Annotated in this window: 16 protein-coding genes; 11 read left to right on the top strand and 5 right to left on the bottom strand. The window is 49.5% G+C overall.

The genetic code is table 11. From position 1 onward, the window contains the following. Positions 1–302: 302 nt before the first annotated feature. The 4 genes from HMPREF3027_RS06915 to HMPREF3027_RS06900 are packed head-to-tail and all read right to left on the bottom strand — an operon-like array spanning position 303 to position 3521. Complete coding sequence (locus HMPREF3027_RS06915; RefSeq protein WP_083317546.1) at positions 303–830, bottom strand: GNAT family N-acetyltransferase; 528 nt, start codon at positions 828–830, stop codon at positions 303–305. A gap of 12 nt (positions 831–842) precedes the next feature. After that, a complete protein-coding gene (gene nth / locus HMPREF3027_RS06910) occupies positions 843–1499 on the bottom strand; it encodes an endonuclease III (protein WP_070707772.1) in 657 nt (218 codons plus the stop codon). Further along, positions 1496–2524 carry a phenylalanine--tRNA ligase subunit alpha gene (gene pheS, locus HMPREF3027_RS06905; RefSeq protein WP_070707774.1) on the bottom strand — a complete coding sequence of 343 codons (1029 nt, stop codon included), beginning with the start codon at positions 2522–2524 and terminating at the stop codon, positions 1496–1498. Before pheS ends, nth begins: the two co-directional genes overlap by 4 nt. Positions 2525–2528: 4 nt before the next feature. After that, positions 2529–3521, bottom strand: a complete 993-nt coding sequence (locus HMPREF3027_RS06900; RefSeq protein ID WP_070707771.1) for a lysylphosphatidylglycerol synthase transmembrane domain-containing protein — start codon at positions 3519–3521, stop codon at positions 2529–2531. 105 nt (positions 3522–3626) lie between these two features. Here HMPREF3027_RS06900 and rsmA point away from each other — a divergent pair, with 105 nt between their 5' ends. From rsmA to HMPREF3027_RS06885, 3 genes are read left to right on the top strand one after another with little or no spacing between them, the layout of a single operon-like run. Further along, positions 3627–4406: a 16S rRNA (adenine(1518)-N(6)/adenine(1519)-N(6))-dimethyltransferase RsmA gene (gene rsmA, locus HMPREF3027_RS06895; protein ID WP_070707770.1), complete on the top strand. Its 780-nt coding sequence runs from the start codon at positions 3627–3629 to the stop codon at positions 4404–4406. Then, a complete protein-coding gene (gene mgtE / locus HMPREF3027_RS06890) occupies positions 4403–5767 on the top strand; it encodes a magnesium transporter (protein ID WP_018028520.1) in 1365 nt (454 codons plus the stop codon). Before rsmA ends, mgtE begins: the two co-directional genes overlap by 4 nt. After that, complete coding sequence (locus HMPREF3027_RS06885) at positions 5768–7297, top strand: glycoside hydrolase family 10-like protein (RefSeq protein ID WP_070707769.1); 1530 nt, start codon at positions 5768–5770, stop codon at positions 7295–7297. A 70-nt stretch (positions 7298–7367) separates the two neighbouring features. Here the strand turns inward: HMPREF3027_RS06885 and HMPREF3027_RS06880 are convergent, their stop codons facing one another. Then, the gene (locus HMPREF3027_RS06880) at positions 7368–7856 is read right to left on the bottom strand and encodes a BT0820 family HAD-type phosphatase (RefSeq protein ID WP_070707768.1); all 489 of its coding nucleotides are present in this window, start codon (positions 7854–7856) and stop codon (positions 7368–7370) included. A 479-nt stretch (positions 7857–8335) separates the two neighbouring features. Here HMPREF3027_RS06880 and HMPREF3027_RS06875 point away from each other — a divergent pair, with 479 nt between their 5' ends. From HMPREF3027_RS06875 to HMPREF3027_RS06840, 8 genes are all read left to right on the top strand, one after another. Further along, positions 8336–9277, top strand: a complete 942-nt coding sequence (locus HMPREF3027_RS06875) for a pseudouridine synthase (RefSeq protein ID WP_070707767.1) — start codon at positions 8336–8338, stop codon at positions 9275–9277. Between the two features lie 24 nt (positions 9278–9301). Continuing rightward, positions 9302–11323: a protein-disulfide reductase DsbD family protein gene (locus tag HMPREF3027_RS06870; RefSeq protein WP_070707766.1), complete on the top strand. Its 2022-nt coding sequence runs from the start codon at positions 9302–9304 to the stop codon at positions 11321–11323. Between the two features lie 75 nt (positions 11324–11398). Beyond that, positions 11399–12202, top strand: a complete 804-nt coding sequence (gene mazG / locus HMPREF3027_RS06865) for a nucleoside triphosphate pyrophosphohydrolase (protein ID WP_070707765.1) — start codon at positions 11399–11401, stop codon at positions 12200–12202. Between the two features lie 80 nt (positions 12203–12282). Next, the gene (gene mutS / locus HMPREF3027_RS06860) at positions 12283–14928 is read left to right on the top strand and encodes a DNA mismatch repair protein MutS (RefSeq protein ID WP_070707764.1); all 2646 of its coding nucleotides are present in this window, start codon (positions 12283–12285) and stop codon (positions 14926–14928) included. Positions 14929–14949: 21 nt separating this feature from the next. After that, positions 14950–15957, top strand: a complete 1008-nt coding sequence (locus HMPREF3027_RS06855; protein ID WP_070707763.1) for a polyprenyl synthetase family protein — start codon at positions 14950–14952, stop codon at positions 15955–15957. Between the two features lie 41 nt (positions 15958–15998). Beyond that, entirely contained in the window at positions 15999–16754 is a 756-nt protein-coding gene (gene gpmA, locus HMPREF3027_RS06850; protein ID WP_070707762.1) for a 2,3-diphosphoglycerate-dependent phosphoglycerate mutase, read from the top strand. Between the two features lie 415 nt (positions 16755–17169). Further along, positions 17170–19080 carry a WG repeat-containing protein gene (locus tag HMPREF3027_RS06845; RefSeq protein WP_070707761.1) on the top strand — a complete coding sequence of 637 codons (1911 nt, stop codon included), beginning with the start codon at positions 17170–17172 and terminating at the stop codon, positions 19078–19080. 30 nt (positions 19081–19110) lie between these two features. Beyond that, positions 19111–20256, top strand: coding sequence for a hypothetical protein (locus HMPREF3027_RS06840; RefSeq protein WP_070707760.1), 1146 nt, complete (start codon positions 19111–19113; stop codon positions 20254–20256). Positions 20257–20512 lie beyond the last annotated feature (256 nt).

The raw sequence follows: 20512 nt of genomic DNA, 5'->3' as shown, positions 1-20512 counted from the left end.
CATTCTGCCTTACACACTTTTTGGGATACTACCTAAAGATCATACGATAAGGCCTTTCTAATGCGTAAGCTCTGGGAGTGTAAAAAGGCAAGCCCAAGTGGACAAAAATTGAGATGCAACTAAGCAATTGACGAGATGCAACTAAGCAAACAGCGAGTTGCAACTAAGCATTTGCTTAGTTGCAACTCATTTTACGCTCATATATAACACTGAATATCAACCTATTAAGAATCCGATTTTAGCCCCTCCTTTTCGGAAGCACACCTTATTTACAGTCATCTCAGACAGAGATAAGATGTAAATTATTCAGCTACGTTATATACCTTTTGCTGAAGGAGCAAAATATCATCGGTATTAGGCTCCTCACCATTGGTCATTAAGTGCATTGGGAACCAATTGTCGGTGGCTCTGTAAGGGGGTTGCTCATAAGGGATTTGATCCCAAAGGTGGAAGTTGAAGCGCTTGTAGAAGTCTATCCTACGAGTAGCTATTTCATTTTCAGGCAGCTCCACCTCAAAGATCACCTTACGCGCACCAATAAGGTCAATCATCTGAGTAAGGGCTTTGGTTCCAAGGCCTCCGCCACGGAGATTGGCATCCATCGCCAGATACTCGATATATACAGTCGTCCCAAAGTCCCAGTAAACAAACATCCCCACCACCTCCTTATCAAGGCATATTGCATACATATTGTAGCACTCATTGTGCTCCAATTGCCACTCAATACTCTCTATCTCTCTACGCTCCTCTTGAGGAAAGGCCGAAAGATAAATATCAATCACCCGCTGTAGTTTACTACCATTGGGACTTACTTTTTCAAAGTTCATCATAACCTTCCAAAATCATTCAGATAATAGTACCCCCTTCTTAGCATAATAACGGCAAAAGGAAGCCAAACCACACTTTCCACACTTAGGGGCACGAGCGAGGCAAGTGTACCGACCGTGCAATATCAGCCAATGGTGCGAAATAGCTCGCTGTTCCTCAGGTATATGACGCACGAGTACCGTCTCTACCTTTAGTGGCGTATTGGCCGTCTGTGGTGCCAGTCCTATCCGCCTAGCCACGCGGTAGACATGCGTATCCACTGCAATACGAGGCTGATCAAAGAGCACACTCAGCACCACATTGGCCGTTTTCCGCCCCACCCCAGGTAGCTTCACTAGCTCCTTCGGGTCGTCGGGAATCACTCCGCCAAACTCTTCCGTAAGCATACGGGCAAGTCCAGCGAGGTGCTTCGCCTTGCTATTGGGGTAAGAGCAAGAGCGGATATAGCGGAAAATATCCTCCTCCGTTGCCAGCGCCATCGCCTCTGGTGTGGGATACGCCTCAAAGAGAGCGGGAGTCACTTGATTCACCCGCTTATCTGTACACTGAGCCGAGAGCACCACCGCCACCAACAATTCAAAAGGGGTACGGTAGTTCAGCTCCGTCTCAGCCACAGGCATATTTTTCTCAAACCATTGGAGTACGCCCTGATACCGCTCAGCAAGTTTCATCGTGCACTCTCAAACTGCTCCAAGAAGCGGAGGTCATTCTCCGAGAATAGTCGTAGGTCACTCACACTGTACTTCAGGTTGGCGATGCGCTCCAGCCCCATACCGAGTGCGTAGCCCGAGTACTTGGTGCTATCAATGCCACACGACTCTAGCACGGCACTATCCACCATCCCACAGCCTAGGATCTCTACCCAGCCAGAGCCCTTACAGAGGTTACACCCTTTGCCACCACAGATATTACATGAGATATCCATCTCGGCACTAGGCTCGGTAAAGGGGAAGTAGCTAGGACGCAAACGGATCTTGGTCTCCTCGCCAAACATCTCTCTAGCAAAGTGCATCAGCACCTGGCGGAGGTCGGCAAAACTCACCTTCTCTGCCACATAAAGCGCCTCAATCTGGTGGAAGAAGCAGTGAGCTCGAGCAGAGATCGCCTCATTGCGATAAACTCTTCCAGGGCAGATGATACGGATAGGAGGCTCGGTCTGCTCCATCACACGGCTCTGCACCGACGAGGTGTGCGTCCTGAGCAAAATCTCAGGGTGGTGAGAGATAAAAAAGGTATCCTGCATATCTCTAGCCGGGTGATCCTCAGGGAAGTTGAGGCTCTCAAACACGTGCCAATCATCCTCTATCTCTGGTCCCTCAGCCACATTAAAGCCCAAGCGACTAAAGATATCAATAATCTGCTCCTTCACTAGGCTCAGAGGGTGGCGCGTACCGAGTGGCAATGGGTAGGCAGTACGAGAGAGGTCTATACTCTGTAGCTCCTCGCTATGCTTAGAGGCCTCTATCTCGGCCTTAAATCCCTCAATCTGGCTAGTCACCTTGGTCTTCAGCTCATTAAGTGCCTTGCCTATCTCCCGCTTCTCCTCAGCAGGTACGCTCTTGAAGTCGGCCATCAACTGATTGATCAGCCCCTTCTTGCTCAGATACTTGAGGCGAAGCGCCTCCAGCTCCTCTTCTGTCTTAGGAGCTACCAACTGCTTTACCTCCTCCAGGAGGTTCTGAATCTTATCCTTCATATCTTTATTCATTTACTATATTTCTATTTCTATTCACCACTGGCAATAGTGCCATGGATAGCAAGCCTACGAATCCCGTCCATAGGATCGCCTGGCAAGTGTGCACTATCAGTGCAAAGCTCTGTGCATCGGCACTCTCCACACCATAAGCCATCAGCGTATATATCACCATAAAGTGCCAGCCACCCATGCCCCCTTGCGTAGGGACCAACACCCCCACACTCGCCATCACAAAGCTCAGCAAACCAGCAGAAAAACCTAGCCCTTGGGTAAAGCTAAAAGCCCAAAAGCAGATATAAAACTGCAAGAAGTAGCCCCCCCAAATCCCCACAGTGTAGAGATAAAAGAGTCCCTTATGCGACATGGTCTGTAGCGTTCGCAACCCCTCTATCACGCTTTTGACCAAATGGCGATCTCGCTCACTTCGCTTTACCCACAGCACAAGAGCCACCAGCGAGCCAATCAAAATTGCTATCACCAGATAGAACCAAGGCGAGGTAACCACTTGCCCCCACCACGCAACGATTTTGGGATTGGCAGTTATGAACTCACTAAAGAAAGGAGCGTTGACCAACAATCCTAGTAGCACCAATACCACCAAAACAATCACATCAAAGATGCGATCCACAAAGAGGGTTCCTAAGAGTCGGCCAAAGCCGATCCCTGAGTAGTGCGACATGGTAGCCACTCTCCAAACTTCCCCCACACGTGGCAGGGCCAAGCTGACGCCATAATTGCCATGAGTGGTGAGAATCGAATTGATACAGCTCACCTCGGGATCGAGTGTGCGATTGAGGAGCTGCCAGCGCAACCCCCTAATGGTATTGCCTAGTGTACCGAAGAGACAGCCAAGGAAGATGACACCAAAGCGAGCATCACTCCTCAGTGTTGAGAGCAATGCTTGCATATCCATATGGCGATAAAGCAACCACAGGATCAGCAGTCCGAATGCTAGTGGCAGGACTACTTTGAGTATTCGCTTAAGTCTCCTATTCATCTTCAATGCCTCATCTCCTCATCTGTTTTTGGTATCTTTGCACAAATAGGTAGATACGACTTGGCAAAGTTACCATTTCTACCTCAATAAATAGAATATTCAGAGATGCAAAAGGTACGGGCTAAGAAATCATTGGGTCAGCACTTCCTCCACAATCTTGAGATTGCGGAGCGAATTGCCGATACCCTTGTGCAGTACAATCTGCCCATATTAGAGGTAGGTCCAGGGATGGGAGTGCTCACTCAGTACCTCACCACCAAGTACCCAGCCACTAAGGTGGTAGAGATAGATACCGAGTCAATCGCCTACCTACGTGTAGCCTTTCCCTCACTCATCCCCCATATCATTGAGGCCGACTTCCTCACTCTACCCCTTGATACGGTCTATGATGGTGCCCCCTTTCTGCTCATTGGTAACTACCCCTACAACATTAGCAGCCAGATCTTCTTCCATATGCTTGAATACAGAGAGCTTATCCCAGCGGCAGCGGGCATGCTCCAAAAGGAGGTGGCAGCCCGGCTAGCCAGTGGACCGGGGAGCAAGGAGTACGGCATTCTGAGTGTCCTACTACAAGCATGGTACGATGTAGAGTACCTATTTAGCGTTGCCCCAGGTAATTTCAACCCACCTCCCAAGGTACAGAGTGGGGTAATCCGAATGACCCGCAACCAGCGTACCGAGCTAGGGTGCGACGAGAGATTATTCAAGCAGGTGGTGAAAACGGTATTTAACCAGCGACGTAAGATGCTACGCAATTCACTCAAACCCCTACTCACTGAGCAGCAACTGCCCGAGTCGCACCCTCTTCTCCAGAAGAGACCAGAACAACTAGCGGTAGATGACTTCATCACCCTCACCAACGATATAGCACAACTACTCCAATGATAGAGATGGATAAGAAAGAGGAGCAGCAAATCCTCGACCTCATAGCCAATAGAGACGAGCAGCAGTTAAAAGATCTGGTAACTCAGATGTACCCTGCCGATATTGCAGAGCTACTTGAGGAGCTACCGGCAGAGGATACCCTATTCCTTTACCGACAGCTTCCAGGGTCTCTTGCTGCTGATGCACTGATGGAGATGGATGAGGATGAGCGAAAAGAGGTGCTCAACCTCCTCTCCGATGAGGAGATCGCCGATACCTTCGTCACCCACATGGACACCGACGATGCGGCCGACTTACTTCAGGAGCTAGACGAAGATAAGCAGGAAGCGATTCTCTCGCACGTTGATGATATAGAGCAGGCGGGTGAGATTATCGACCTACTCCGCTACGAGCACGATACCGCCGGTGGTATCATGCGTAAGGAGATGATGGTGGTCAATGAAAATTGGTCTATGCCTCAGTGCATGGAGGAGCTCCGCAAGCAAGCCTCGGAGATGGACGAGGTCTACTACATCTATGTAGTGGATGATGAGGAGCGGCTACAAGGCATCCTCCCTATCAAGAAGGTACTTACTAGCCCCAATGTCTCCAAGATTAAGCACATCATCGTGCACGACCCTGTGATGCTACACGAAAACGACACTACCGAAGAGGTGGTTCACGCCTTTGAGCGGTACGACCTAGTGGCGATTCCCGTAGTTGATAGCATCGGTCGCTTGGTAGGAGTGATTACCGTGGACGACGTGGTCGATGAGATGCGCGACTTGCATGAAAAGGATTACCAGTTGGCATCCGGTCTTTCACAAGATGTAGAGAGCTCCGATACCGTTACCCGGCAGATAGGAGCCCGCCTCCCTTGGCTAATGCTTGGCATGGTCGGTGGAGTGCTGAATAGTATGATCCTCGGTAATTACGATGCCGTCTTTGCCTCCGTGCCCGCTGTCTCTCTCTTTATTCCACTGATGGGTGGTACGGGAGGTAACGTGGGGATGCAGTCCTCCGCTATCATCGTGCAGGACCTTGCCGCAGGGTCACTCAAGACGGAAAGGATCGGCAAACTTCTCTCCAAGGAGCTCGCTATCGCAATTATGAATGGTGGCATCCTCAGCTTTATCCTCTTCATCTACAATTACTTTTTCCTCAAGAATATTGTGGTGATGGCCTCCGTCTCTATCAGTATCTTTGTGGTGGTGCTTTTCGCCAATCTCTTTGGCACGGTCGTGCCTCTCGGGCTTAATAAACTCAAGATGGACCCTGCCCGTGCGACTGGTCCTTTCATCACGATTATGAACGACCTGATCGGTATGTTTATTTATATGAATATCACCAACGCCCTATTCTCCTACTTTGGAGGTATGTAAATGAAGCGACTATATCTACTCCTACTGCTCCTACCACTACTCCTCGTAGGGTGTAAAACAAAGAAAGTACTGACCAATAAAGAGTATACCCAGCAGGCCAATAGCCAGGTCTACCAACCTCAGAAGCGACAGTTTAGAGGTGCCTGGATCCCCAATGCATGGCGGGGTGAGTTTCAAGGCAAAAGCACACAATATATACAGGCCAAACTGATTGAGCGGCTTGACCTCCTTCAGCAGTTAGGAGCCAATGCCGTTATCTTCCAAGTACGCTCCGAGGCCGATGCTTGGTTTTATAGCCCCTACGAGCCGTGGAGCCGCACCCTTACAGGGCAACAGGGCGTTGCCCCACAGCCACTTTGGGATCCCCTCGCCTTTATGGTGGCAGAGTGCCACAAGCGGGGAATGGAGCTACACGCCTGGATCAATCCCTACCGAGCTGCCACCAATATCAGTAATACCCTAGCCCCTCAGCACCCTTACTACCGACACCCCGAGTGGTTTTTTCGCTACGGCCAACAGCTCTTTTTCAATCCCGCTCTTCCCGAGGTGATTCACTACCTCTCGCAAGTGGTCGATGACCTTGTAGAGCGGTACGATATTGATGCCATCCACCTCGACGACTACTTCTACCCCTACCCCATTGCTGGCGAAGTACTCCCCGATAGAGCCGACTTTGAGCGAAACCCACGAGGCTTCAAAGCGATTGAGGAGTGGCGACGCGATAATGTCAATCAGCTCATACAAGAGCTACACCACACCATAAAAGCCCGTAAACCCTATGTCCGCCTAGGCATCAGCCCCTTTGGCATCTACCGTAACCAAAGGAGCCACCCCTCCGGCAGCGCGACCTTTGGACTACAGAATTACGACGACCTCTATGCCGATATCCTACTATGGGACGCCATGGGGTGGGTCGATTACATTGTGCCACAAATCTACTGGGAGATCGGGCACAAGGCGGCCGAATATACAGAGCTAGCACGCTGGTGGAGCCAAAAGATACACCTCGCACACTACTATATCGGGCAAGATGTGAAGCGAAGCCTTGATGCCAACGACCTACACGCCAAGCTCAACATCTCCGCACAGACGGCCCAAGGAGATATCCTTTGGCCGGCCGACCAATTATTCACCAATTACAAGGGAATCAATAAGCAGCTACTCAATACCTATTGGAAGCCCATAGCCCTCATACCCCCTACCCCTTATCCTGCCGACCTTAGGCCATTCGACGAACCAGAGCGAGAGACCTCCCTCATCAAGCAGCAAGGGCTCACCACTCTCTATTGGGAGCCTGATATGCCCTACCCCGCAGGCCTAGAGACCAAGTACTTTGTAGTCTATATGCACCCACGGGGCGAGAAACTACAGAAGGCGATCAGCGGCGAGCACCTACTCGCTATCACCCAAGATCCCTTCTTTCAACTCCCCCACATTGACGGTCGACACAAAGTCGCCTTCACCATCACCCGCATCAATCGGTACAATCACGAGATCCTCATCGCCCACGGCATCAAAGCCAAAATCTAACTAAGCAGCCATAGGTGTACCCATCTCTAACACATTAAGTCAATTCAGCAATTATTTGTGTGTAAAGAGATTACTTGAAGAGCTTGGAGAAGAGGCCACCACGCTTGGGACGAGAGCCGTGCTGGTAACGCTCCATCATCTCACGGTGGGTATCGTCTATCTGAGCGGTAAATTGCGGGGTCATAGGGGTTTTGAAAGGAGTTTGCTCACGAATCATCTGGAGCATACTTGGCCAGTCGGGCAGCCCTCCGATGGAGCGGTCGTCGATAAATATATCGGCCTTCAGTTTGCGTGAGAAGTGGCGATCCTCGAGTGTCTCCTCGGGGAAGTTGCTATTGACCGAATAAAAGACCAACCCTCGCTCTTCGCACCATGCCAGCGCCTCCTCTAGGAGTTCTCGCTCACGGACAGTCCATAGGATCAGCCGATGCCCCTCTCTCAGGAGCTCCTTGAGTGCCTCTACAGCACCGGGTATCTCAGTGCCGATCTTTGGGTATTCATGCGTCACAATGGTGCCGTCAAAGTCTACGGCGATGGTATATCTGCGGTTGGTATTCATATCTCTATTATTGCCTCTAACGCCGACAAAGATACCCAATTCTCCCGACACAATTTATCTTGGCTCTACTCAGATTTGGCAGGTCAAACCCATTGGAGAATTAAGAGAATTCCACCAACCAATAATCGAGTGGCGAGGAGAGGAAAAGTTTAGTTGCAACTAAGCAATCGGCGAGATGCAACTAAACAAACGGCGAGTTGCAACTAAGCAATCGGTTAGTTGCAACTAAACTTTCGCCCTTATAAAGCATTAGCATTCAATCTGTTACAAAACCACTTTTGACACCCTATATAACCTCCTATTTTGAGCCTATTTCACGAAGGGGAGCTGTTCTTTGCTTTTGGAATTCGGAATCGGCACTAAGGGTTACGGCAGATAGGGAGAAAATAGTATATTTGCGTGATAAGATCTCTAAATTCCGGTCAATAATTGGGACTAGGAGTGAGAGTAAAGCGTATAAATAGGTGGTCAATTAAGCCATGGATAACAACAATAATACAAAGCGACAGACAGCATCACGAGTAGAGAACCCTACCCCCGTGCAGGAAACCTACAGGGCGGGCAGCGAAGCCCCTCTACTGGAGCTCTTGATGGAGAAGTCCAGCCGCAATCGCACAGCTGCGAAGCAATTGATTGCCTCGGGAAGGGTCTCTGTAGGGAAGTGGTCTACCACAAGAGCTACCGAGACGGTGGGAGCCGGCGTGGTAGTGCGTGTGCACCGTGGAGTGCCACCAATGCCTTTTCGACACCCCAAGCTAGAAATAGCATGGGAGAGTGAAGAGTATGTAGTTGCCTACAAAAAGCGGGGATTGCCTACGGTCAATACCGCACATAAAAACCGCCAACAGACGGCTCTATTTCTCCTCAGTCAGCACTACAAGAAGGGGGAAGAGGGGGCAAAGCTCTTTATGGTGAATCGATTGGATCGCAACACGGCTGGTTTTGTGGTCTTTGCGAGGAGTGTAGAGGCCAAGGAGCTTCTGGTGAAGGAGTGGAGCCGACGTGCCAAGCACCAACGCTTCATCGCCTGCATTGAGGGCGAGCTAAAGGAGAAGGTGCAGCTACTGAGTGCCACCTCCGAGGAGCGTAGTCTCTCAAAGCCCAAGCTGATCACCGCAGAGGTGCGGGTGGATAAGAGCAGTCGAAATGGGCAGATGCATATTGTACAGATAGATGTGGTGGGGGCACGAATCTTCTCCCTCCGCAAGCTATTTGGCGACAATGGGCTGAGCATCTTGGGCGATGTACGCTCACGTAGCCAGATTCGCACCGATCGGGAGATCGCTTTGGAGCAGATCGGTCTTGAGCTACTGATCCCTGGGGAGCAGCAGCCACGCCGATTTGAGCGTCCCTACCCCACCCACTACTTCTCTTGGCTAAGGCTGGATAAAGAGAAGCAACCAACAGGAAGAGACTATTAAAACCAACACTCTATACATACTTTTATGAAGATTAAGAAACGACAACTTGTATGGCTCGTGCTGAGTTATTTCATCGCCCTCCTCCCCTGGAGTAGTACAGAGGCGCAGATGATTACCGATGCGGTGAGCTGGGAGCAAAGCCACACAAATAGTGCTGATGGGGTGGTGACCTTGAGCTTCAAGGCAACCCTAAAGCAGGGATGGCATATTTACGATGTGACCCTCCCAGATGGCGGACCAACCCCCACCTCCTTTGCATTAGACGAGGCTAAAGGGGTGAAACTGCTAGGGGAACTAAAGCCATCAAAAGAGGCGGCCTCCGTCTACGACCCCAACTTTGAGATGAACCTGCGCTGGCACACGGGAAGTGTCATTTTTGAGCAACAGGTACAGATAGAGGATCCAGAGCACTTTGTGCTAGCTGGCGACCTTACTTACATGCTATGCAACGACCAAACTTGTCTCCCCCCTACCCGACTTCCCATTAGTCTAAAGGTTGGTGACCTCACCACACCATTGGAGATGGAAGCGATTGCTAGCGACAGCAGTAGCGAGGAGGAGCCTTCCACCACGGTGGAGAGCGAAGCAGCCAACTTTACGGGCGACATCTGGAAGCCTGTAGTAGAGGAGATCAAGGCGTATGGCGATACCACGCTGAGCGCCACCGACAACTCCCTCTTGATGATTTTTGTCCTCGGTTTCTTGGGCGGTTTGATTGCTCTCCTTACACCTTGCGTGTGGCCGATGATCCCTATGACGGTGAGCTTCTTCCTCAAGCGGAGCAAGAGCCGTCAAGCCGCTATTCGCGATGCGGTGATTTATGGGTTGGCAATCATTGTAATCTACCTCACACTAGGGTTGCTGATTACAGCGATCTTTGGACCGAGTGCACTCAATGACTTAGCTACAAGTGCCCTCTTCAATATCCTTTTCTTTGCCCTACTGGTCTTCTTTGCGGTCAGCTTCTTCGGGGCATTCGAACTAGTTCTTCCACAATCGTGGACCAATAAGATGGATGCCAAGGCAGAGAGCACGAGCGGTCTGCTGAGTATCTTCTTCATGGCCTTCACCTTGGCTTTGGTCTCCTTCTCCTGTACCGGCCCTATCATCGGAACCCTGTTGGTGCAGGCAGCCACTTCGGGAAGTAGTCTCCTTAGCCCTGCTATTGGTATGCTCGGCTTTGCTGTGGCACTAGCGCTTCCTTTTACCCTCTTTGCCATATTCCCCAACTTCCTACAGAGTATGCCTAAGAGTGGAGGCTGGATGACGAGTGTCAAGGTGACCCTTGGCTTCCTTGAGCTGGCACTTTCTCTAAAGTTCCTCTCCGTTGCCGACCTCGCCTATGGCTGGGGCATCCTTGACCGAGAGACCTTTGTGGCACTTTGGATCGTGATCTTCTTCCTACTAGGTATCTACCTACTCGGCAAGCTCAAGCTACCACAGGATAGCGACCTCCCCTTCGTGAGTGTGACCCGACTATTCCTTGCCATCATCTCTCTCTCTTTTGCCGTCTATATGGTGCCAGGGCTTTGGGGTGCACCACTCAAGGCAATCAGTGCCTTTGCACCACCACTCTACACTCAGGACTTCAACCTCTATGATTCGGAGGTACACCCTAAGTTCCACGATTATGAGAGTGGTATGCGGGCGGCTCAGAGCGATGGGAAGCCTGTTTTGATTGACTTCTCGGGCTACGGCTGCGTCAACTGCCGTGAGATGGAGGCTTCCGTCTGGACCGATCCTAAGGTGAAGAGCATCATTGATGATGAGTTTATCCTCGTCACCCTCATCGTGGATGACAAGACTAAGCTGCCTAAGTATATCGAGGTGAAGGATGGCGATAGCACCCGCAAGCTCAAGACCATTGGAGAGCGGTGGAGCTACTTCCAATCGCAGAAGTTTGGCTCCAACGCACAGCCATTCTACGTGATGCTGGATGGCAATGGGCTACCTCTGGGTCCTAGCTTTGGCTTCGATAAGGATGTAGACCACTATGTCAATTGGCTAAAGAGCGGACTTGAGGAGTATCGCAAAAAGCAACAGTAATTAAGAGCAAATTATATTGCGTGGGTAGAGAGGTGCAAAACGATCTACCCACGCAATCCATTAATAGAAATCACCATGAAGAAAAAGAGCAGCAGTAGCCGTGAGGAGAAACTAGAAGCCCTCGGACGACTGCTAGATGTGCTGGAGCGACTACGGGTAGAGTGCCCATGGGATGCGAAGCAAACCAATGAATCGCTGCGCCCCAATACCATAGAGGAAGTGTACGAACTGAGCGAGGCAATCATCAATGAGGACCACCCCGAGATTGCTAAAGAACTGGGGGATGTGCTCCTCCATGTGCTATTTTATGCCAAGATTGGGGAGGAGAAGGGGCAGTTTGACCTTGCCGATGTCTGCAATCGTGAGGCGGATAAGCTCATCTTTCGCCACCCACATATCTACGGTGATGTGCGGGTCAATAATGCACATGATGTAGAACTCAATTGGGAACAGATCAAACTCAAAGAGAAGGGGGGCAATAAGACGGTACTCGGTGGGGTTCCAAAGGGACTCCCCTCCATCATCAAGTCGTACCGGGTGCAGGAGAAGGTAGCCAATGTAGGCTTTGACTGGGCTGAGAAAAGCGATGTATGGGATAAGGTGTATGAGGAGCTGGGAGAGCTACGTGCCGAGATAGAGGGCAATGGCGACTTGGCACACAAGGAGGGAGAGATGGGGGACTTCCTCTTTAGTCTGATCAATATGGGACGCCTCTATGGCGTGGATCCCGATACCAGTTTGGAGCGAACCAACCAGAAGTTTAACCGTCGCTTTAATTACATTGAGGCATCGGCCAAGGCAGAGGGGAAAAGCCTCAAAGAGATGACCCTTGGCGAGATGGACGCCCTTTGGAATGAAGCCAAAAGGCAAGAGATTTAAGCAGTCTCGGTAAAAAGAGGTATATTTGTAGGGATATAGAGTATCCCATAATTAGGTAAGAGACGATTTAAATAATTAAGATGGCGAAAAAGGTTTCGGAGACGCCGATGATGGCACAATTTCGACGCTTTAAGGAGCAGTACCCAGGTGCGTTATTGCTTTTTAGAGTGGGCGATTTTTATGAAACCTTCAACGATGATGCGGTAGAGGTCTCTCGCCTACTCAATATCACTCTTACTAAGAGGGGTGATGACCCTATGGCGGGATTCCCCCACCATGCTCTTGACAATTACCTCCCCAAGCTGGTCCGCAAGGGAAAGCGGGTGGCGATCTGCGACCAAATGGAGGATCCAAAGTTGGCGAAGAAGCTGGTGAAGCGGGCGGTGACCGAAGTGGTGACCCCTGGACTTACGATGGACGACTCTGTCCTTGAAGCCGACACCAATAACTTCCTTGCTGCCATTGCTCTCGGAGGAGGCAAGGCGGGAATAGCTCTGCTAGACCTCTCCACTGGCGAATTTGTCTGCAGTGAAGGGAGCTACGATGAAATTGATAAGTTGCTCACCAACTTCAATCCTAAAGAGGTATTGGTGAAGCGGGGAACGGAGCACGAGGTACAAGCTCACTTCGGTGAGCGACTCAACCTCTACCCTTTGGAGGATTGGACCTTTTCGCAAGATTATGGACGCGATAGGCTCCTAAAGCACTTCGAGGTAAAGCACCTCAAGGCATTCGGGATAGAGCATGAGGTCTTAGCAATTATCTCCTGCGGGGCAATCCTCTACTACCTTGAGGCGACGCACCACTCCGAGATACAGCACATCAACACCATTCACAAGATAGAGGAGAATCGTTTCGTACAGCTCGACCGCTTTACCCTCCGCAACCTTGAGATCCTACAACCCCTCAATGAGGATGGTAATTCACTCATCAGCGTCATTGACCATACTCGTACACCAATGGGCGGCCGACTGCTCAAGCGGTGGCTGGTATTCCCCCTACTCGACGCCCGTGAGATAGTACAGCGACAGGCTGCCGTTACCGCTTTTCTCGAGAGAGAGGAGCTACGGCATCAGCTCTCCGAAATCCTATCGGAGATAGGCGACCTAGAGCGATTGGCGAGTAAGGTCTCGGTCCTCCGTATCAACCCTCGTGAGCTACGACAGTTGGCGGGTGGGCTACGCTTGGTAAAGCCGATTATGGGCGCCCTCTACAATACTGGCGATGCTTCGCTCAAGGAGCTAAGCATTGCCCTAGACCCCCTCGAGGAATTGGCGGAGCGGATTGAAAGGACCATCAACGAGGAGACACCCAATCAGCTAGGTAAGGGGAATGTGATTGCCAAAGGCTTTGACAGCCGACTGGATGAGCTACGGGATATTCTCAGCGGTAGCAAGGAGTACCTTCTCGACCTCCGCAATCGCGAAAGCGAACGCACGGGCATTCCAAGCCTGAAGGTGGCCTACAACAACGTCTTTGGCTATTATATTGAGGTGCGAAACACCCACAAGGACAAAGTGCCGGAGGAGTGGATTCGCAAGCAGACTTTGACTCAGGCAGAGCGTTTTATCACACCCGAGCTAAAGGAGTATGAAAGTAAAATCCTAGGGGCAGAGGAGAAGATACAGATCTTGGAGAATGAGATCTACGACCAGCTACTCAACTACGTGCGTGGTTTTATCAAAGAGATTCAGTCGGATGCGACGGTGCTCTCACAGATAGATGTGCTGAGCTCCTTTGCCGAGGTGGCTTCGCTTTACGGCTACGCCTGCCCCGTGGTAGACAATGGCGACACCATAGACATAGAGGCGGGTAGGCACCCAGTGATAGAGCGATTGATGCCCCCTGGTGAGAGCTATATCCCCAACGACCTCTTCCTCGATAATGAGGTGCAGCAGATCCTCATCATCACTGGTCCTAATATGGCAGGTAAGTCGGCACTACTCCGGCAGACTGCCCTTATTGTACTGCTGGCACAAGTTGGTAGCTATGTACCGGCTAGTGCAGCAAAGATAGGCATCGTGGATCGTATCTTTACCCGTGTAGGTGCCTCGGACAATATCTCGCGAGGTGAGAGTACCTTTATGGTGGAGATGACCGAGGCAGCGACGATTCTTAATGGTATCACCAATCGCAGTTTGGTGCTGGTGGATGAGCTGGGACGTGGCACCAGCACCTACGACGGCATCTCTATTGCACAGGCGATTGTGGAGTATATCCACGACCATCCAAGGGGGCGAGCCAAGACGCTATTTGCCACACACTACCACGAGCTCAACGACCTCGAGCGGCACTTTGCTCGGGTCAAGAATTACAATGTCACGGTACAGGAGGTGGAGGGTAAGATCATATTCCTCCGCAAGCTAGTGGCAGGCGGGAGCGAGCACTCCTTTGGTATTCACGTGGCCAAACTGGCAGGAATGCCCAAGGAGATCATCGGCCGTGCCGAAGAGATCCTCACCCTACTAGAGGAGTCAGCAAGAGAGCGCGACGAGGAGAGTGGACGAATCAAAGCTCCTTCCAAACCACGCCTCCCCGAAAAGAAGGTACAAGATGGACCAGTACAGCTAAGCTTTTTCCAGCTAGACGACCCGCTCCTCAGCCAAGTGCGAGAGGAGATTGTAGGGCTCAACCTCAATCAGCTCACCCCCATTGACGCCCTCAATAAACTCAATAATATCCAGCGACTTCTCACAGGTGGCAAGGAGGGAATAGACCTCCATTAATAGAAGCATTCAAGGTTACTTATGCAGAGCAACAAACCACATAATCAATCCGCAACCCTCATTGAGCAGATGCCTCAAGAGATCCAAGAGGCCCTCAAGCAATTTGAGGAGGCCTATCTAGGCTCTATACGAAGTATTGCTCCAACCATTGTCAAAGCGACTGAATTGCTGAGCCGACAGACGGCTAAGCAGGTGCGTCCGCTCCTCCTACTTCTTACGGCCAATTGCTTTGGTCCTATCACGGAGGAGGTCATTAATGGATCGACCTTTATTGAGCTACTTCACGTCTCTACGCTTGTGCATGACGATGTGGTGGATGAGAGTGGACACCGGAGAGGGGTACCCTCGATGAATGCGGTTTTTGGTAATCTTAAGGCGGTGCTGATTGGTGACTACCTACTAGCCAATGCGATGATGCAGGCGGTTCAGACCAATAACAAGCAGATACTTCTCCAACTAGCCACCCTTGGCAAAAACCTCTCCGAGGGAGAGCTTCTGCAGATGGATACTGCCGAACTGGGCGAATACTCCGAAGAGCGGTACCTAGAGATCATCGACCGAAAGACCGCTTCTCTCATCGAGAGTAGTATGATGGTAGGTGCGTTACTGGCCAAGGTGAGTGATGCAGAGACGCTTCAGAAAATAGAGCAGGCGGGACAACTTCTAGGCCGTGCCTTCCAGATACGCGATGATATCTTTGATTACCAACCCACCGCCCAACTTGGGAAGCCATCGGGTCAAGACATCGCAGAGCACAAGGTAACCCTCCCACTGATCCATGCCCTACAGCAGGAGAGTAAAGAGCGCGACAAGGTGCTCAAGCTCCTTCGCCATGAGGAGCTTAGGCGTGGCGAGATTGCTTATATTATAGACTTCGCCATCCGCATGGGAGGCATTGAATATGCTGGAAAGCGAATGGAGGAAATGATAGAGGAAGCGAAGAGCCTTTTAGTTGCAGGATTGCCACCGTGCGAAAGTCGTGACGGACTGATTATGGTGGCCGATTATATTGCAACAAGAGAAAAATAGTGTATTAGGTTTTTGAAACAATATATATAAGATTGTAGATTATGAAGAGATTGGTTTTAATCAGACATGGACAGAGCCAGTGGAACCTGGAGAATCGATTCACCGGTTGGACCGATGTAGACCTTACTCCACTCGGTATAGAGGAGGCCATCAAGGCTGGTCAGCAGCTCAAGAAGGATGGATTTCACTTCACGCTGGCTTTTACTAGCTACCTAAAGCGTGCCGTTAAGACGCTTAATACCGTCCTCGACCAGATGGACCTCGATTGGATCCCAGTAAAGAAGAGCTGGCGACTCAATGAGAAGCACTACGGTATGCTCCAAGGGCTTAATAAGGCTGAGACTGCCTCTAAGTATGGCGATGAGCAGGTACTTATTTGGCGTCGTAGCTTTGATGTACCACCAGCACCATTGGCGGCCGACGACCCTCGCTCACCCTACAATGATGTGAGATATGCCCATATCAATAAGGAGGAGCTTCCTCTTACCGAGAGCCTTAAGGATACCATCCAAAGGATCCTTCCCTACTGGGAGCAAGAGATATTCCCCTCCTTCGCAGAGCACGATGATATTATTGTAGCAGCTCACGGCAATAGCCTGAGGGCCATCATCAAGAAGCTCAAAGGGATCTCCGATGAGGATATCGTATCGCTCAACCTTCCAACTGCCGTACCTTATGTCTTTGAGTTTGACGAGCAAAATGGTATGAAACTGATGAAGGACTACTTCGTAGGTGATCCAGAGGAGGTGAAAAAGCTAATGGAGGCAGTAGCCAACCAAGGCAAAAGCCAGAAGTAACCCACTGAGACTAGAGTAATTCCAAAAAGGGGGCTCCATCGCAATAGCGACTGAGCCCCCTTTTCACATTAAAGGCTGTCGAACTTAGGAATCCACAGATTAGGAGATGTGGATAACATTCACAGAAAGAGAATGTTGCACGAAGTGCCGTTCTCGCACATTTGCTTCAAATGTGCTGAGACTTTGCACGAAGGATGAGATGCAAGGCGCTGAGGATGAGGCTGAAGGGAGCGTACTCACGTACGTGACCGAAGCCGAATTCCGAAAGCAACGCCGCAGATCGCCTTCGTGCAACAGTCTCAGAAAAGGGGCCCAAACCTTAAGTTATATCAATTATTTTCAATATGTTTGCAGTACATCTATCCCAGAGAATAGGTTTCACAAGAGTAATTTATTGGATAAAAGAATAAAGACTATGAAGAAATTATTACTCCTCACCACGGCACTCCTTACGATGCTACTATCTAGTTGTGGCTCCAATGGAGGAAACGACGAGTGGTATGACCTTGGCTTGATCCCTATTCGCCAAGGTAATCAATTTGGATATATCAATTGGGAAGGGCAGTATTCTATCATGCCTCAATTTAGAGGGGCCTCCCTATTTAGCAAAAATGGGTTAGCTCTGGTCTTGAATAATAATGGTCTATATGGCTATATCGACCAAAAGGGGGCCTACGCTATCCCCGCCACCTATACCGTAGCAGCTGACTTCAACGAGGGCATCGCCTTTGTAGCACTGAGTGGAGGGCATTTACAGGCGATTGACGAAAAGGGGAATACCCTATTCACCTGTGAGACAGCGAAGAGCATCGGTAACTTTAGCGATGGACTAGCAGTCTACGAAAACTGGGAGGGCAAGTATGGTGCTATTGACAAAAAGGGGCAGGAGGTTATCCCCGCCACCTTTACCTATATCGGCACCTTTAAGAATGGCCTCGCCCCATTCAAGGATGAGAGTGGTAAGTATGGATACCTAGACAAGAAGGGGCTCTATGTCATTAACCCACAGTTTGATGGCGTCTCGGACTTCCGCGAAGGAATCGCTGCAGTAGAAATTGGAGAAAAGTATGGGTTTATTGACCGAAAGGGGACAATAGTGATCTCTCCGCAATTTGATTATGCCGAGCCTTTTTCTGAAGGGGTGGCAATGGTGGTTCAAGGGGATGCCTTTGGGTACATTGATAAAAAAGGTAGCTATGTCATCAATCCACAGTTTCAGCCTGCCTTTTCATTTCAAAATGGAGTAGCGATCGCCGCTTCAAAGGGATCTGATCTCTATGGTGTTATTGATAAGAAGGGTAGCTATGTGATCAATCCTCAATTCAAGGAAATTGGTTGTATCTACAAAGGCAAACTAGCCATATTCAATGGTAGCTACTGGGGTTTTGTCGATAAAAAGGGGAAGTACCTTGTCAATCCTCAATTTGAAGGTCTAAGGTTTCCAGTTAAATTATACTCCAATGACTCCTCAATGCTTCACTCACAGTACTACGATACCACGGAGCTCCTTGAGGGGTTAACGGCATTGGTTGGTAACGACCCCCATAGTGTTGATGGATTCAATCAGTCCATCACACTTGGCAATCTCCAAAAGGAGAAAAGGAAATTTACTCTTATCTATGGTGAGGACAAAGCGATATCAGAGCTCAAAAACTTGACTTTAGCCGAAGGCATAACACTCTATAACTCCAAAATAACGTTTGATGAGGAGATAGTCAAGATCAGGAGCTTTTGGTATGGCACCACCTACAATAATGACGCTAAGGTACGACAAGTATCAATGGAGCTTCATATCTCACCCGAAAAGATGCAATACCTAGCTACTATTGAGAGAACCATATCCAATCACCTAAGTAATCAGTACAAGCTAGTGCCAATGGGCGAAAAAATGGAAGGGGTTAAGGAGGTGGCATTCCGCACCCACACAGATGACAATAAGCTGACCATTATATTCACCTTTCCAACCACTGAGCTAGAGGTTGAGGAGAGCAACGAGAGTGCAGAGGAGGCAGAAAAGGCTATTGAAAAGAAAGATAAGGAGCCAACAGGAAAGGTGGTGAAGGCGGAGAAAGTGCCCACTCAACAAACCTCTACAACTAAAGATAAACCCAAAGCTGTTGCTTCTGAAAGGGCTTGGCGAACTGCAACTATCCACTCCTACGATGGCTATTCAGTAATTCGCAGCAATCCCGACTACGATGCAGAGATACTGAATACCATCGATAGCGGCACTACGGTGGAGGCTATGGTAGTGAGTGGAGAGTGGTGTAAAATAAAGTGGAAAGGGCAGATCGTCTATATTCCAAAGAACAACCTCAGATTTTAAGACCGCTAATTATTATTAAAGCAGATAACAATGAAAAGTATCAAGACTATTTTACTTGTAACGACTGCCCTACTCTTGGGAGCCATTGAGCTGACCGCCCAAGGCCAGGAGAGTACGATAGATCATTTCACCACCTACTTCGGTAGAGAGCTACAGGTGGGAGATACCCTCTGGATGGGCAAACCAGACTACGATCAAAACAGGTCCATACTGCTCAACAAGGTAGATAAGTACAATAAGTTTCGGTGTGCAGATCTAAAAGATCTTCACTACCAACCACTTGTAATCACCGAGTTTATTCCTCCGAAAGAGGTGAGAACAGATGCTCTAATTGATAATGTTACAACAATCAATGCCAAGTGCAAGGCGCCCGATAATACCACGTTAATTGTGGGTATAGATCAAGGGATCTATGACAATGTACTTCAGATGTATGTCCCTTACAACCATCGTTTCAGGGATAGTTGTGTAGAACTAACGCCACTGGTTCGCCTCGTCTATTACATACAAACCGGACAGAAGAAGGTGGATGATGAGACGCTACTTGAGTACATTATACTCAAAGATCCCGAAAAGGGAGAAGTCTGCAGATACGATAAGTTTGAATTCCGAAGAGTAAAAGATCAATTCACAAGACTACTTCAAGGGGATCTCGCCACCCTCGAAAAGCAGATGGATAATAATACCGCCTTCTACGAGAAGAGAGGACCATTCAGCTCCTCCGAAACCTATAACCCAGAGATAGGAGGCTACCAAATTACGGAGTTATACAATTGCGACAACTCCATTTCTCAGGGCTACAACAATGCGGAAACTTACTTTGTCTATCAACCCTGCGAAACCATCCTGAAGATGAGTGAAGCAAATGCCGAGCAATATGAGCGGAAGCTTAGAGGAGATAGTCCTTATGGAGCATATAGAAATGAGACTTATGTCCTCTATATGACCCTCATGCCCTTTGATAAGTCTTACAACAATTACAACACTTATATATGTGCGATGCTCACAGCGGTAGAGGTCTTTGACGACAAATTGGGAGAGGCCAACTTCATTGGCTATGCAGAATATGATAAAGATCACTACGATAATGTACTGAAGCAAGCTAAGCGAGAAAAAAGAGCCAACACTGTAGGAGCTGTAGTGGGAGGGGTGCTCGGCATCCTCAGTCTATTCTGACACCCACATCACCACTCACAATCAACACAATAAGCCCGAGCAGTCAGATGACTTCTCGGGCTTATTGACTATGTAGAGAATGTTTGCACGAAGTGCCATTCTCGCACATTTACTAAAATGTGCTGAGACGTTGCACGAAAGATGAGATGCAAGACGCTGACGGAGTGGCGATATTTGGAAGAAGGATCTCGGCCTAGGTCCATGTATTCCCCTCTTGTATCATGTCCTCTCCTGAAATAGTAGACACACAAACCAT

Origin of the sequence: Porphyromonas sp. HMSC077F02 (assembly GCF_001815465.1) — a bacterium.
Taxonomy (GTDB): Bacteria; Bacteroidota; Bacteroidia; order Bacteroidales; family Porphyromonadaceae; genus Porphyromonas_A; species Porphyromonas_A somerae.
This window is presented reverse-complemented; position numbering and strand designations above follow the sequence as displayed.

Coding starts and splice junctions, on each gene's coding strand:
- HMPREF3027_RS06875 (WP_070707767.1), top strand. CDS start 8,336: ATGGATAACAACAATAATACAAAGCGACAGACAGCATCACGAGTAGAG.
- mazG (WP_070707765.1), top strand. CDS start 11,399: ATGAAGAAAAAGAGCAGCAGTAGCCGTGAGGAGAAACTAGAAGCCCTC.
- HMPREF3027_RS06855 (WP_070707763.1), top strand. CDS start 14,950: ATGCAGAGCAACAAACCACATAATCAATCCGCAACCCTCATTGAGCAG.
- HMPREF3027_RS06870 (WP_070707766.1), top strand. CDS start 9,302: ATGAAGATTAAGAAACGACAACTTGTATGGCTCGTGCTGAGTTATTTC.
- mgtE (WP_018028520.1), top strand. CDS start 4,403: ATGATAGAGATGGATAAGAAAGAGGAGCAGCAAATCCTCGACCTCATA.
- mutS (WP_070707764.1), top strand. CDS start 12,283: ATGGCGAAAAAGGTTTCGGAGACGCCGATGATGGCACAATTTCGACGC.
- HMPREF3027_RS06840 (WP_070707760.1), top strand. CDS start 19,111: ATGAAAAGTATCAAGACTATTTTACTTGTAACGACTGCCCTACTCTTG.
- HMPREF3027_RS06900 (WP_070707771.1), bottom strand. CDS start 3,521: ATGAATAGGAGACTTAAGCGAATACTCAAAGTAGTCCTGCCACTAGCA.
- rsmA (WP_070707770.1), top strand. CDS start 3,627: ATGCAAAAGGTACGGGCTAAGAAATCATTGGGTCAGCACTTCCTCCAC.
- gpmA (WP_070707762.1), top strand. CDS start 15,999: ATGAAGAGATTGGTTTTAATCAGACATGGACAGAGCCAGTGGAACCTG.
- HMPREF3027_RS06915 (WP_083317546.1), bottom strand. CDS start 830: ATGATGAACTTTGAAAAAGTAAGTCCCAATGGTAGTAAACTACAGCGG.
- HMPREF3027_RS06885 (WP_070707769.1), top strand. CDS start 5,768: ATGAAGCGACTATATCTACTCCTACTGCTCCTACCACTACTCCTCGTA.
- HMPREF3027_RS06845 (WP_070707761.1), top strand. CDS start 17,170: ATGAAGAAATTATTACTCCTCACCACGGCACTCCTTACGATGCTACTA.
- nth (WP_070707772.1), bottom strand. CDS start 1,499: ATGAAACTTGCTGAGCGGTATCAGGGCGTACTCCAATGGTTTGAGAAA.
- pheS (WP_070707774.1), bottom strand. CDS start 2,524: ATGAAGGATAAGATTCAGAACCTCCTGGAGGAGGTAAAGCAGTTGGTA.
- HMPREF3027_RS06880 (WP_070707768.1), bottom strand. CDS start 7,856: ATGAATACCAACCGCAGATATACCATCGCCGTAGACTTTGACGGCACC.